Source organism: Proteinivorax hydrogeniformans, from assembly GCF_040515995.1.
Lineage (GTDB): Bacteria > Bacillota > Proteinivoracia > Proteinivoracales > Proteinivoracaceae > Proteinivorax > Proteinivorax hydrogeniformans.
On the sequence record NZ_CP159485.1, the window covers coordinates 2,366,656 to 2,381,474 of the forward strand.

14 protein-coding genes are annotated in these 14,819 nt (G+C 38.6%); 1 reads left to right on the top strand and 13 read right to left on the bottom strand.

Annotation, left to right across the window (positions count from 1 at the left end; translation table 11 throughout):
• Positions 1-323 precede the first annotated feature (323 nt).
• Positions 324-1,898, bottom strand: coding sequence for a recombinase family protein (locus PRVXH_RS11350; protein ID WP_353892879.1), 1,575 nt, complete (start codon positions 1,896-1,898; stop codon positions 324-326).
• Positions 1,899-1,921: 23 nt separating this feature from the next.
• Positions 1,922-2,167: a hypothetical protein gene (locus PRVXH_RS11355; protein ID WP_353892880.1), complete on the bottom strand. Its 246-nt coding sequence runs from the start codon at positions 2,165-2,167 to the stop codon at positions 1,922-1,924.
• 381 nt (positions 2,168-2,548) lie between these two features.
• Here PRVXH_RS11355 and PRVXH_RS11360 point away from each other — a divergent pair, with 381 nt between their 5' ends.
• Positions 2,549-3,763 (top strand): IS110 family transposase, encoded by a 1,215-nt coding sequence (locus tag PRVXH_RS11360; RefSeq protein ID WP_353892797.1) that lies wholly within the window; start codon positions 2,549-2,551, stop codon positions 3,761-3,763.
• A gap of 814 nt (positions 3,764-4,577) precedes the next feature.
• Here the strand turns inward: PRVXH_RS11360 and rlmD are convergent.
• The 11 genes from rlmD to PRVXH_RS11415 form a co-directional block, all read right to left on the bottom strand.
• A complete protein-coding gene (gene rlmD, locus PRVXH_RS11365) occupies positions 4,578-5,993 on the bottom strand; it encodes a 23S rRNA (uracil(1939)-C(5))-methyltransferase RlmD (protein ID WP_353892881.1) in 1,416 nt (471 codons plus the stop codon).
• Positions 5,994-6,084: 91 nt separating this feature from the next.
• On the bottom strand, positions 6,085-6,243 hold the full coding sequence (locus tag PRVXH_RS11370) for a hypothetical protein (RefSeq protein ID WP_353892882.1): 159 nt from the start codon (positions 6,241-6,243) through the stop codon (positions 6,085-6,087).
• Positions 6,244-6,592: 349 nt separating this feature from the next.
• Positions 6,593-7,453: a phosphotransferase gene (locus PRVXH_RS11375; RefSeq protein ID WP_353892883.1), complete on the bottom strand. Its 861-nt coding sequence runs from the start codon at positions 7,451-7,453 to the stop codon at positions 6,593-6,595.
• Between the two features lie 78 nt (positions 7,454-7,531).
• A complete protein-coding gene (locus PRVXH_RS11380) occupies positions 7,532-7,753 on the bottom strand; it encodes a hypothetical protein (protein WP_353892884.1) in 222 nt (73 codons plus the stop codon).
• A 12-nt stretch (positions 7,754-7,765) separates the two neighbouring features.
• A complete protein-coding gene (locus PRVXH_RS11385) occupies positions 7,766-8,236 on the bottom strand; it encodes a helix-turn-helix transcriptional regulator (RefSeq protein WP_353892885.1) in 471 nt (156 codons plus the stop codon).
• A gap of 370 nt (positions 8,237-8,606) precedes the next feature.
• Complete coding sequence (locus tag PRVXH_RS11390; protein ID WP_353892886.1) at positions 8,607-9,656, bottom strand: HNH endonuclease; 1,050 nt, start codon at positions 9,654-9,656, stop codon at positions 8,607-8,609.
• A 138-nt stretch (positions 9,657-9,794) separates the two neighbouring features.
• The gene (locus tag PRVXH_RS11395; RefSeq protein ID WP_353892887.1) at positions 9,795-9,941 is read right to left on the bottom strand and encodes a hypothetical protein; all 147 of its coding nucleotides are present in this window, start codon (positions 9,939-9,941) and stop codon (positions 9,795-9,797) included.
• 83 nt (positions 9,942-10,024) lie between these two features.
• On the bottom strand, positions 10,025-11,005 hold the full coding sequence (locus PRVXH_RS11400) for a hypothetical protein (protein ID WP_353892888.1): 981 nt from the start codon (positions 11,003-11,005) through the stop codon (positions 10,025-10,027).
• A gap of 223 nt (positions 11,006-11,228) precedes the next feature.
• The gene (locus tag PRVXH_RS11405) at positions 11,229-12,806 is read right to left on the bottom strand and encodes a recombinase family protein (protein ID WP_353892889.1); all 1,578 of its coding nucleotides are present in this window, start codon (positions 12,804-12,806) and stop codon (positions 11,229-11,231) included.
• On the bottom strand, positions 12,793-13,224 hold the full coding sequence (locus PRVXH_RS11410) for a recombinase family protein (protein ID WP_353892890.1): 432 nt from the start codon (positions 13,222-13,224) through the stop codon (positions 12,793-12,795). The genes PRVXH_RS11405 and PRVXH_RS11410 overlap by 14 nt, the downstream gene beginning before the upstream one ends.
• Complete coding sequence (locus tag PRVXH_RS11415; RefSeq protein WP_353892891.1) at positions 13,225-14,790, bottom strand: recombinase family protein; 1,566 nt, start codon at positions 14,788-14,790, stop codon at positions 13,225-13,227.
• Positions 14,791-14,819 lie beyond the last annotated feature (29 nt).

Consider the following 14,819-nt stretch of genomic DNA (forward strand, 5'->3'; position numbering starts at 1 on the left):
ATACCCTTCAGCCTGATGTTTAAACACCAATGATCAGAACACAGCTATCTTCTTATCTTCACCCTAAATTCCACGTGTGTTTTAAGAAAATCATTAAATCTCGATATTTCCTAAGAAGAATTCAAGAAGCTACTTCTACATTTTTACATTTTTTACTCCCCTTCGTCTACAAATTGAATAAAACCTCGAATCTACACTCGAGTCCAAAAATCTTTAAGTATATACCCTTATTTACAGCATTATAATATATATATATTGCGCTTACAAGTCAAAGCAAGAAATAGTTTAACAATTGCCATTATTATCAGTCAACAACGCTTGCATTACTTCAAAATATCTACAATACTCTCAACTCCCGACTTGAATTCAACCGTAAACTTCTCTTCAAAAATCGTCACTTTCTCAATAAGCCTTCTTACCAGCTGCTCATCATATTCTTCCAACTCTTCTGTTTGCTCATCTATAAACTCAGCCATCTCAGCGATACGTTGCCTTTTTCCTTCACGCTCTGCATTGTCAACCATTGCACTTTGCTTCAATTCTCTAAGGCGGTATATCTCGTCCGCCACATCCTCATATTTCTCTTTGGAGTTGGCCCGCCTTAATAGTTCTTTTTGAAGTTTCTCCAGTTTTTCATCAATGTCTTTTGTGGCTTTGTCGCATTCTTCATTCAAAACGGTGGCAATGTTCTCTTTCAAGACTGCTAGGAAAGTTTCTTTCCCGCTTAACACTTCATTCATCGCTTTTACAACTGCTGCTTTTAGAACCTCTTCATTAATAGTTGGGGAAGAGCAGTCGGAGCCTTTTTCTTCTAGACGGCTGACGCATCTCCAGACTATGGACCTGCATCCTCGATTGTTCCAATGAACCCTTCTGTATATTTCGCCACATTCTGAGCAGTAAACAATGCTGGATAGAGCGTACTTACTGCTGTAAACTCGCTTTTTTCCACTCTTTCCTGTATAAAGGTTGGCCCTTCTTACAAGTTCTTCCTGCACCTGCATGAAAATTTCACGCGGGATGATGGGCTCGTGGCTGTTCTCAACATAGTATTGTGGAACAATGCCGCTATTGACAACTCGCTTCTTGGAAAGGAAATCGACGGTATATGTTTTTTGTAGCAAGGCATCACCGATGTACTTTTCATTTTGCAAGATTTTCTTAATAGTTTCTGGTCGCCATTTTTTCTTGTTTGCAGCAGTCAATATTCCGTCCGCTTCCAATCCTCGTGCGATTTGAAGTAAGCTTGCTCCTTCGAGGTATTCTCGGTATATGCGCTTTACCACTTCTGCTCCTGTCGGATCGATCACCAGACGCTTGTTTTCATCTTTGGTATAGCCGAAGAAACGATTGTGGTTAACCTGAATTTCACCTTGCTGGTATCGATGCTGAATACCCAACCTCACGTTTTGGCTTAGGGATTGGCTCTCTTGCTGGGCCAGGGAAGCCATGATAGTCAGCATAATCTCACCCTTGGAGTCCATGGTGTTGATGTTTTCTTTTTCAAAATACACTGCTATGTTCTTTTCCTTGAGCTGTCTAATATAATTTAAGCAATCCAGCGTGTTGCGGGCAAATCGACTGATGGACTTTGTAATAACTAAATCGATGTTGCCCTCCATACACTCCTCAATCATACGGTTGAACTCTTCTCGTTTTTTAGTGTTAGTACCGGAAATGCCGTCATCTGCAAAGATGCCTGCAAACTCCCATTCAGTATTTTTCTTTATAAATTCCGTATAATGTGCAACCTGTACCTCATAGCTTAAATTCTGCTCTTCAGTTTCTGTAGAAACACGGCAATAGGCAGCGACACGCAGTTTCTTAATTTTTTCTTTTGCGGCTGTACTTCCAACTCTTTTTCGTGCCGGAATTACAGTTATATTTTTTCCTGCCATATTACACCTCGCTTTCTATCAAACTATATAGGTACTCCGCTCTTGTGTTCAAAAAACCCTTTAGTCATAAGACCAATCAGTGTATTGCGTTCTTCGGTTAATTGCTCCATGCGTTTATCTATGGCATCAAATCTTGCAAGATCGCATTCTTCATCAATCTTGTTTATAGAATCATAAAGTGGCTTCAGTATTAGCTTTTTGCTGAATGCGAGGTTATTCATCATGGTTGAGAATGTTGCTTTTATCTCTCCATCACGCAAAAATAACATGGAGCAGCTGTCCTTGTCTTCAATGTGTCCTTTGCAGCTCCAAGCAAAGTGCAAAACATTGGGGTCTACCATGGAAATATGAGATAGACCCCTAATATATTACGTATAAATTTGTGATTAAAGGGGTCTGATTCTTTAAAAAATTGAGTCACACCCCTTTAAATTATAATATAAACTGATATAATGATTAGCAAACGAGGGTGTGGCTCGCGGGGTCAGTTGCTCAGAAATGAGTTAACTCAGTCCTGAAATGCCGCCCTCGTTTTTGTTGTGTCCGTAACGTTGACCGGGATGATGCCGTCCTACGGGAAGTGGCTCTGCTAGTAGACGTAACGTTGGATTACAACTTTAATTGGGTGCAAATAAAAAATAGGAGGGAGAATGATGCAAGGTCAGCAGATGATAGTTGGTGTAGACGTAGGTTATTACAATCATCATGTAGCTATAGGCTTAGCAGGAGATATTTTAAAGGATTTTGAGATACCCCATAGCCAGAAAGGGTTTAGGTATTTCTTTAATCAAATAACATCTTTTGTACAAGCTTATGAAGTATCAGACATAGTTGTTGGTATGGAGGGGACTAATGGCCATGCTCGGCCATTAGATCAAATGGTTAAAGATAAAGGGTACATGTTACTAAATGTTAATAACCTAAAGTTTGCCCGTTTTAAAGAAATCTTCGCTACACCAGAGAAAAATGACCGCATGGATGCAAGACAAATAGTCACCCTTATGATGATGGCCCCAATGATGGAACAAGGCAAGGAAGTGCTTCAAGAAGTGCATAACACATCTGAGATTGAAACTAAATTAAAACGTATTAGTCGCCGTCGCCATCAGATAGTTAAAGAAAAAGTTATAATACAAAATAGAATGCAAGCAGATCTGCAATCTGTATGCCCAGGTTTTTTGAAAATGTTTGCATCTGTGGATGCCTTTTATGTACTGCGCTTTTTGAGCTGTCGTCCGGACTTGCGTAAGTTAAAAAGACTTAGATTACCGACAATACTCAAGATTCAAGGTGTTGGTAAAGGACATGCTAAAAAGTTACAAAGGTGGCAAGAGGAAGCTAGCTTTGGCTCAGAAGTAGAGTGGGTAGGCCCTATGATAGCAGAAGATGCTTCGCGCTTATTAGCCCTTAAAGAAAGGTTAATTGAATTAGAAAAACAAATCAAATCATTAGTTAGGCAGTCAAGATTGGGCTCTCTTATTCGAAGCATACCAGGCTTTGGCCCTATTTGTTCTGGAATAATAGCTGCAGAAATAGGTACAATTAGTAGGTTTGACTCTGAGGCTGGGTTAGCAATCTACCTAGGTATGGCTCCTCTTGACAATAGTTCTGGCCTATATGAAGGAACAAAATCACCTAAACAAGTTAACAAACATGCGAAAAAAGCTATGATGCAAGCACTGCAGCATCATGTGCGAAGGGTTGATGAATCTAAAGTTTACTTCCAAAAAAAATGTGATGAAGGCAAGAAATACAATCAAGCTCTGCGGTCCTTAGGACGGCATTTAACAAGAGTAATATGGAGTATGATCAAAAACAATAGAAAATATGAACGTCGTGAAAAAGAAACAAGTAAAGCTGCGTAATTTTTAAAAAGCACTTTTTCTAAACTAAGGGAACTTATGTTCAACTATATCCATTTAAAAGAAAAAAAGTTAAAAATAAACATATTATAAAGAAACTTGACAAAACGTACGGGATGTTCAGGCTTTTGATATTTCAATATGGCAAAAAACTTTAAAGAACCTACCCAAAAATATGGGTAGGTTCTTTTAATGTGCGCCCAGCATGTGCGTTAACTTGGCGGTGAAAGTCCGCTGTGGACTTGGTAGTGGGAACCACTAGTCGAAGGCAAGGGTATCCACCGTGAGGTGGAATCTGAAGGAAGCCCTAGGCAAAATCCCGGTCTGAGGAACACAAACCACATATAAGGCTTGCTTAGGACGGACGAGTTTGCATAACAAAACAAAGTCCAACACTACCCGAATCCTAAGGAGTAAATGTGGCAGATATATGGGAGGAAGGTTAACGTACTTACCTGGGGAGGTCTGAGTGGCATGCTACTGCATGAGAATGGAATTTTCTCTCTTAGTAACCTATATCGAGAGATATAGCTGAACACTCAGAAGTCAGTTCAAGTCATAGTACCGCTTAAACCTATCGAAAGATAAGGCTAGGGAAGGACTTGACGATAATTAAATAATAGCTATTAAGAAGGCCCCTCATGTTGATAGCAGCCAACCCTTTTGGGACTACCTAACTGAGAATAGAGTGGAACTCGAAGGTAAATGTTAGGAGTGCTTAGTGAAACCTACGCTTAATACATGACAGAGTTCAATTATTTAATTATCGAACCGCTGTGTACGGGTCCGTATGCATGGTGGTGTGAGAGGACGGCGGTTAGTCACCGCCTCCTACTCGATTATCCTTGATCAGTAGACATATGTTCTCTACATGAGACGTGTGCGGAAACATATCAACAGGTTGTATTTCTTCTGCTATATATCCATGTTTAGATAAAAACTTAATATCTCTTGCTTGGGTTATGGGGTTGCAGGATATGTATACAACCTTTTTGGGGTTTATTTTTACTAGTGACGATAAAAATCTTTCGTCGCTGCCGCTTCGTGGTGGATCCATTACTACTACGTCCAGTTTTTGCCCTTCTTCTTTCATGTGGAGCATAAATTCGCCGGCATCTCCCTCATAAAAACGGGCGTTTTGCACTTTGTTTAGTTTGGCATTTTTTATTGAGTCTTTTACGGCATCTTTGTTGAGCTCTACTCCTATTACTGATTTTACTTTCTCGCTTAGAATTATTCCTATTGTTCCGATGCCGGAGTAAGCATCCATGACCACTTCGTTTCCTTTAAAATCTGCCATTTCTATGGCTTTACCGTATAGTTTTTCTGTTTGGATAGGGTTTACTTGGTAGAAGGATTTTGATGATATGTTAAAGGTATAGCCACATAATGTGTCCTTTATGGTTCCTTTGCCGTAAAGGACTTTTTCTCTGTCTCCTAGCACCATGCTGGTTCTTTTGCTGTTTATGTTTTGAATGATTGTTGTTATTTCAGGATGTTTTTTACGGAGTGCTTTTATAAAGTTGTTTTTTGATGGAAACATGGGGCCTATCGTAACTAGTACTACCATTACTTCCTTTGTGGCAAAGCCTACTTTAACTAGCACGTGTCTTATAAGTCCTGTGTCTCTTTCTTCGTCATAAGCTTTTAGTTTAAAGGATTTCATAAGCTCTCTTATTGTTTTATTTATTTCATCTGCTTTGCTGCTTTGAATAAGGCACCTTTCAACAGGGATTATTTTATGACTTTGCTCCTCGTAAAACCCCGATACTATCTCTTTGTTTTTATAAGAGTATGTAGCGTGTATTTTATTGCGATAGTCATAGGGGTTGTCCATCTTAATGATGGGGTTTATTTTGCCAAAGGGTTTCATTAATCTTTCTACCAAACTCTGTTTTAGCTGGGCTTGATCGTCATATGATATATGCTGGAGCTGACATCCTCCACATTTTTCATAGTGTTTACATTTGGCTTTAATTCTTTTAGGGGATGGTTTTACAACCTTTAAAATCTTTCCTGTGATGTACTTCCCTTTTTTAGTGATTTCAATTTTTGCAGTTTCGCCTTTTAGAAGGTTGGGGATGGGTATCTGTTGATTGTTGTAAGATATGATGCCTTTTCCTTCTGAATCATAGTCTATACATTTGGCTTCTATTGTTTCTTTTTTTGAGGAGGGTTTGTGTCCTCTTTTTGTGTTATTGTAGTTTTTGTTGAAGTTTCTTGTTTTCTTCATTTTATTTCATCCTTTATACTGATATTATGGGTAGCCATGTGCTGACGGGTTGACACAGAGGTCAACCCCTACACCTACGGGGAGCTCCCTTCTACTGATTGACATAGAGGTCAACCCCTCCCCTGCGAGGAGTTCCTTTCTGCTGATTGACATAGAGGTCAACCCCTCCCCTGCGAGGAGTTCCTTTCTGCTGATTGACATAGATGTCAACCCCTACACCTACGAGGATTTCCTTTCTGCTGATTGACATAGAGGTCAACTGCTACCCTGCGGGGAGTTCCTTTCTGCTGATTGACATAGAGGTCAACTGCTACCCTGCGGGGAGTTCCTTTCTGCTGATTGACATAGAGGTCAACCCCTACCTCTGCGGGGAGTTCCTTTCTACTGATTGACATAGAAGATCAACCCCTACACCTACGGGGAGTTCCTTTCTACTGATTGACATAGAGGTCAACCCCTACACCTGCGGGGAGCTCCTTTCTGCTGATCGTTAGATTGTCTATGTTTTTCAAGTATAACCTCCCCTTATATTAGATTATTTACCTATTATATTATGCTTTTTTGTACCATTTAGGAACCACTCTGCTAAACCCATCATATTATTCTATTATTTGCTTACTAAGACGCTGCATTGTTGCAACTTCCTTTTTTCCAAATTTAACGGCCCAGGGCAGTGAGCCTATTTGATTAACTGCAGTATATAGCGCCATAAGCTCAAAAAAATGCTTATCAACCTGATCGTTAAAGTATCCATTTATCATTCCCGATGCAAAGTAATTGCTTACATCAACTGTGAAAATCATACGATTAAATTCATCCCAAGGGTCGCCAAAGTCAAATCGATTAAAGTCTATAATCCCTACTGTACCCTCATTATCAATAACCAAATTACCCACATGAAAATCACCATGCATAAAAACAGTAGGTCTGTTTTTAATAAGAGGCCGGTAACGTTCAATTACTTCAAGAAATTTATGTGCATCCTCCAAAGCCACTTCACAGCTTTCATACATTTTTAACTTAGAATCTATTTTTCTATTATAACGCTTGTCCCATGATTCATACTCATCTAGCATTGGAATTGAGTTAATTTTGCGAAGGGACTGTCCAGCTTTATATCCCATTTTATATTGTTTTTCTTTTGAGTAATTCTTTAGCGCAATTTCAGCATCTTCAACATCTACCCATGTGTAAATTATATATGTCCGTTCTTCATTTAAACAGGTGCCAAAGGCAAGGGGGCTTGAAGCACGGATTGTGCGGTCCATGGCACTTAAGTATTGAAACTCTTTATGTTTGCGTTCTTTTTCCTTGATACTAGAAATACGGAGTAGTAGCTTTTGACCTGAATTAGTTACAACCTTATATTTTTCATCGGCTGACCAGCCCTTTTTAACTGGCGTAACTGTTTTAAACTGTTCAGCACCTTGTATGCCATAATTTTTAAGTTTGTCTATCATAAGCTCCCCCCCTAGTGGCTTTCTTTAGTGCTGACATAAATTTCTCAGTACGTCGAACATCTTTGATGAGGATACTTATTAAAGTACAGCTTTCTTTTTGAAAAGAACTGCCAGCGCAATACAGACTACGATTCCAATGGCGTAAGGAATACCTGCTAAAAATGCAGTCCATACCGGTGCACTGTAACCAGAATATTTAATTCCCCATACCATATCACTATAGTTATATGCAACAACTGCACACATTACATTGGAGAGCAATACTGCCAGAATCCAAAAGATGGTCGATAAAGTTTTCATGTGTAATCCTCCTTATTTGTTAGAAGTGTTTTTCAGGAGCAAAACAGCACCAACAATAATGGCTATAACACAGACAATAAGAAAGATGCCGTTACCATCAATACTAATCATTGACGATTCTTTCATTTGATTAGATGTGGAGGGAATGAAAATGGATATGATTCCCCATATTATCAAACAGACAATTCCTCCAATACACGTAATCATTCCGAGCATCCATTTATCTCGGTTACCTTTTTGAATATGATAACCACCCTTCTTTGCATTCAATGAATCTTGGGCTGGATTATCTTCTTTCATAAGGAAATCCAATGAAACATTGAAGTAATTACTGATGGCAAGAAGCTTTTCGCTTTCCGGAACGGATTGTCCAGATTCCCATTTTGAGATGGCCTGCCTCGATACACTTAGTTGTTCTGCGAGCTGCTCCTGGGAAAGGCCGCTTTTTTTACGAAGCTCATATATTTTTTCTGAAAATGCCATATTTCCTCCTTTCACACAAAGCATACCGAAAATGTAAGTAGAACACTATATACACCAGTAGGCAATCCCGCAACTGACGGTAGCAAATGCGTTTTTATGCCGTTTGACACATCAACTTAAAATATGCTAACTCATTAAATAAGAATTTACATTAGTTCTTTTATTCATCCTAGGTGGGTTCATTGGGTTCATTTTCAACCTGATTTTACGCCTTAGGTGTGTTCACCCTTGACATCAGTACAACTGTCTCAACATGGCCCGAGTTGATAGCATTGATGTCTTGAAATGATTTTTGCCCCCCGTCGTATGTAGAAACATATCAATAAGTTTTTTGGTGATTTTTGAGGAAGTGTCGTATAGGGGAACATATCTACTTAATTTCTGACGTTCTTCCCCCATAAACATGGACTGAATCATCTACAATTATCGTGCGGTTAACATTATTAAAACAAGCCATTTTCGTAGAATCTAAGAAGTTATATTTTTCGAGCGATTTTTGTGTTTCTCCGAGTTTAAATATATATGTTAAATCACCATACCAAGTAAGACATCCACATAGTATCCATTGCCCATCTTCTGGAAACCACATATAACCAACAACATGAGAAGTATCGTTTGGCATAACTACTGATGATACCGGTCCTTTAGAGTAGCGAAACCAAAGTTGTTCCGACCAGGTACCATACCTTATATATTTACGAATATTGTCAAAGTTAGAATCTAAAACAAATTCCTTGCCATTTAAGTAGCACAGATAATTAAACACCGTTTTGGCACATACTCTTCTCATTATCGAATCAATTTTAAAACTAATTTTCGTTGTAAAGTCAGGCTCTTTAAATACATCTGCAACAGACATTTCGGTATAAGAGTAGCAACTATTCTTCAAATAACCTTTTTCTATAAGAACTCTATCCAAATCATCTTTTGATATACCTGTATTTACTATAGGGCTTGGAGCTATTTTCATTTTGCTTATCACTTCTTCAGTTGCTTCGGGCAAATCATCAATTGTATAGTAATTGTATTCTTGTCTTTCTACATCATTAACAATACCTACCATTGGCTCAGATTCAAAGCGAACTCTATAAGGGTTGTCTTTATCAGTTATCACAATAAAAGGAACCCCTTTAAAAATATTTTCGTCCCCAATCAAACGAATCCTATTACCTTGAAGTTTTCTTCCATCTGACATTGGAGTATTTCGAAACTGCATCCGTAAAAATGCTTCGTACGAGTCAAGGGCTATTATGTTTTCTACATTGATACTAAAATAAGAATTGCATTCTTGACAAACCTGAAAGTCGCTCAAAACATAGCCATTTTCATATTTACCCATCATTTGAGGGACTACATGCTCTTTATTGAAGTCCTTCTCATGTTTCATTTGTAAACAATATATACATTTATGGTTTTTCACATTTATCCCCCACTTCCCTCTCATTAAGCTTTTCATAGCAAATATCATTGCTTAGAGCTTCGATTACTCATTATCGAAGGGTAACTAAAACTTCTACCACTCACTCCTCTAATTAACTTGCAAAATTTATCCCATTCATTATAGGGCGTGATTTAGAGCTGCTTCTTTATCCCACTCACATTCAGATTCTTTACAAAAGTATTCAGGATCAGTATCGGTGATGCAGCAGCCACCAAACTTAATCTTACCTTCTTTAGATAACATAAAAGCTTCATGTGTTGGCATGCCATATAAAATCCTCACAACATTTAATGCCCCGCAATGTGGGCACTTCTTATAATTGGTTCCCACAGATTCATCTTCTTTCCCTAATACTTATTTGGAAACTTCTCTTTCCCAAGCAACCACAAATATTTATCAATATCCTTCAATGAGTATTCCTCTAATTCATAGAATTTCCTGAAGCGAATAAGTATCTCTTTAAACACCCTGTAGTCCTTTAGTTCCAGAGTTTTGAATTTACTGAAATTGTCTCGGTCTCTAAAATACCTCAACACCTTATCTACATAGCTGTCATAAATTGGGAAGGCAAGCGGATTATGATGGCTACAATATTTTGTCGCGAAAGAATAGAAATTTTTCACGCTGCCATTATCCATATGGACTTTTGCAAGATCATTTACTAATGTTATATCTTCGCTTTCTATTCTCTCATCAATATTTAAATTTATGATATGTTTTGCGACGGTGTACGGAGAGAAAATGTTCGTACTATAAAAATCGTTAAGTGATGATACCTTAATAAGAACATCGTCTATATCTGTATTCTTTGGATAAGTTCTGAAAAACAACTTTTCAAGAGCACTTTCTTGGAGTGTATAATTTTCAAGGTTATCCCAAACATCTAAATATTTAATCATTTCTCTTTTACTCGGAGTGGGTACTCCTTGGTTTTTTTCAGTTTCTATTTCATCTTCACCTGTATGCTCATCATCCTTTGTTGACAAAGGTTCAATCATCTCATTTTCTAGAAATTTCTGTACCCCGCCATAGCTCTTGTCTATATATTCTTTTAGTATTTTCATTGACCTCAAATAACTATAGGAGTTACTTCTAGGGGTTTTCACTTTACGTACATTAACAAAGTACTCCTCAAGCTTTTCTCTACAGCACTCCATGGCTTGCTCATTTTTTAATGATTCCCAAAAACCAACTCCAACATTATGTCTATAGGCATAAAAGGCATCACTTAGAGCTACATTCTTATCCTTGAGATGTGAATACTCCATTTCTAAATATTGCCTCATGCCTTCTCTTAAATCGTCGATCAACAGTTCTTCAGTATTCATAGAAAAATCCCCCTTTCGCAACTTCCCGGCGATATACAATTAAAATAAGCCTCGAGTGTATATTCAGGTTTTTTTGTCTATGTTTACACCCTTACTATCTATTATAAAAGATATTTATAACGTTTACAATTTAAAGAAGAAATTGTTTGATGATTGCTACTTTTTATCTGCAAAAGGGAACCCGTCCAGTAGCTTTCGATACTCGCTTTACGGGCTAGATCCTTTATTTTTGAGTTTCTGATTCTATCTCAACTCCGGACTTAAATTCAACCTTAAACCTCTCTTCAAAAATCGTCACTTTCTCAATGAGCCTTCTTGCCAGCTGCTCATCATATTCTTCCAATTCTTCTGTTTGCTCATCTATAAACTCAGCCATCTCAGCGATACGTTTCCTTTTTCCTTCACGCTCTGCATTGTCAACCATTGCACTTTGCTTCAATTCTCTAAGGCGGTATATCTCGTCCGCCACATCCTCATATTTCTCTTTGGAGTTGGCCCGCCTTAATAGTTCTTTTTGAAGTTCCTCCAGTTTTTCATCAATGCCTACTGTGGCTTTGTCGCTACCTTCATTCAAAACGGTGACAATATTCTCTTTTAAGACTGCTAGGAAAGTTTCTTTTTTGCTTAACACTTCGTTCATTGCTTTAACAACTGCTGCCTTTAGAACCTCTTCATTAATGGTTGGGGAAGAGCAGTCGGATCCTTTTTCTTCAAGGCGGCTGACGCATCTCCAGACTATTGACCTGCATCCTCGATTGTTCCAATGAACCCTTCTGTAAATCTCACCGCATTCTGAGCAGTAGACAATGCTGGATAGAGCATACTTACTACTGTAAACTCGCTTTTTTCCACTCTTTCCTGTATAAAGGTTGGCACGTCTTACCAGTTCTTCCTGCACCTGCATAAAAATTTCACTCGGGATGATGGGCTCGTGACTGTTCTCAACATAGTATTGTGGAACAATGCCGTTATTGACAACTCTCTTATTGGAAAGGAAATCGACGGTATATGTTTTTTGTAGCAAGGCATCGCCGATGTACTTTTCATTTTGCAAGATTTTCTTAATAGTTTCTGGTCGCCATTTTTTCTTGTTTGCAGCAGTCAGTATCCCGTCCGCTTCCAATCCTCGTGCGATTTGAAGTAAGCTTGCCCCTTCAAGGTATTCTCGGTATATACGCTTTACCACCTCTGCTCCTGTCGATTCGATAACCAGACGCTTGTTTTCATCTTTGGTATAGCCGAGGAAACGGTTGTGGTTAACCTGAATTTCACCTTGCTGGTATCGATGCTGAATACCCAACCTCACGTTTTGGCTTAATGATTGGCTCTCTTGCTGGGCCAGCGAAGCCATGATGGTCAGCATAATCTCACCCTTGGAGTCCATGGTGTTGATGTTTTCTTTCTCAAAAAATACAGCAATACCTTTATCCTTTAGCTGCCGGATGTACTTTAAACAGTCCAGGGTATTTCTGGCAAATCGGCTGATGGACTTGGTAATAATCATATCGATGTTTCCTGCCATGCAGGCTTCAATCATTCTATTAAACTCTTCACGCTTTTTTGTGTTAGTTCCTGAAATCCCGTCATCTGCGAAGATTCCAGCAAATTCCCACTCAGTGTTCCCTTCAATATAAGAAGTGTAATGCTGTACCTGCACATCATAACTGGATGCTTGCTCTTCACTATCTGTTGATACTCTACAATAGGCCGCTACTTTTAGTTTTGGTTTTTCTTCTTGTTTTTCTCCAGTTCGATTTCGGGCACGTGCCGGTATAACCGTAACGCTTCTATTCATTGCCATCTTCAATCACCTCGCTTTCTATCAGGCTATAAACATACTCTGCTTGCTTAAAAGGATCATCGTAAAGCTGTTCTGGTTTTTTCATAGAGAACAAATATTTTTTTAGGCTCTTTTTTTTGGCCGCCCCCTCTCTGATTCTTCCTAGCATTTCGGCTCGCCTTAACCTTTCAGCTTCAGCCTGTTCAAATGTACCTTTATCAATAATCTGTGGATAATAACCGTCTCCAAGATACCGCTTATTTGTAAGCATCTTTGCAATTGTTGAATGGTATCCCTTTATCCCTGCTTCTTTGGCAGCATTACTTAGAGAAAGGCCCGAGAGGTAAATGCGGTAAAGTTCCTTAACTCTTGCTGCTGCTTCTTGGTCAATAACCGCTGCGCCTTTTTCGATTTTATATCCATAAGGTATGTGTGGCATTTATCTTTTCATCCTTTCTCTCAGTGTAATGCCGCATTTTAGCTCAAAACCTATTTCAGTTGGTGAAAAGGCAATAATTCTATCAACAAACTGTTCAAATCGGTCCTCATCAAATTCTAGGATGGCATCAGTTCTTGAAACATATTTTATAAGCTGTTCCAGCTCGGTCACTCTATTTACTTCACCATTGATTGACCGATAGAGCATATCCTTTTTCTCTTTTAGATTTTTAGCTTCTTCGATTAGCTCATTCTTTTGACTATTAAAAAGAGCAGGCTCCAGATACCCTTTCGTCATAAGATTTACTAGCACTTTAAGCTGTTCAGCGTTTTCTTCGATTTTCGACTCAATTGCCTGCGCTTGATTAATATTAACCGCATAATCTGTGGACTTTAAACTTTGAAGAAGTGGTCTTAGCATTACTTTATAGGAGTAGATCAGTTTATTCATCATTAGTATAAAAGCTTCATGAATTCTGTCTTCTCTAATGTAAATCATGGAACATTTTTCAATATTTGAGATATGTTTGGAACAGCACCATGCGATATACTTATTTCTTTTTGAACTGTGAATTCTTCTTTTGAAGGTGCTGCCACATTCACCGCATATAACTTTTGTTGAAAGAGGATAGCGGTTTAAATATTTACTGCAGTCTTTTTTGACCCCTTTTTCTTTTCCCCGCTGTTTGATTGCTTCATTTGCAGCTTCAAAATCAGTATGACTGATGATGGCTTCGTGGTGGTTTTCTATAAAGTACTGATCCAATTCACCTCTATTTCTTCGCCTGGTAAAAGTCTCATCGGTATAAGTTTTTTGCATGAGCAAATCTCCAGTATACTTTTCATTTTGAAGAATGCCCCGGATCGTGTTTGCTCTCCATTGGCCACCCTTTTTTGTGGGCACCCCATCAGAATTTAGTTCTTGAGCGATCCGTTCAGTACCCTTTCCCGATAACGCATCTGTAAAGATTCGTTTGACGACCTCAGCCTGCTTTTGATTTACGACCATGCTTCCATCTACATAGTCATACCCATAGGGCGGGTAGGAAATCTTATAGGTTCCATTTTTAAACCTTCTTTTAATGGCCCATTTGCTATTCTCTGAAATTGAGATTGATTCGTTTTCTGCTAGGCTACTTAAAATGCTTAGCATCAACTCGCTGTCCATATACTGTGTATTGATGTTTTCCTTCTCGAAATAAATAAATACCCCAATGTTAGTCAACTTTCTGACAAGCTCTAAGCAATCCGTTGTGTTTCTTGCAAATCTACTAATTGATTTCGTTATGATGAAGTCAATTTTTCGCTCCTCACAATCTTTAATGAGTCTCTGAAGCTCTGCTCGGTTTTCCTTTTTAGTTCCTGAAATACCTTCATCATAATATATCCCTACAAAATCCCAGTCAGAGTTTGCTTTAATATAAGTTTCATAGTGGTGCTTTTGCACATCAAGGCTGACCAGCTGTTTTACATTGTCTGTTGAGACCCTGGCATAGGCCGCAACACGAAGCTTGGTTTTTTTAGCCGCCACACTTTCGTTTTCTTGTATTTTTGTCACCTTTCTCACCTGATTCACCTCCTTTAAGGTCTGTTACA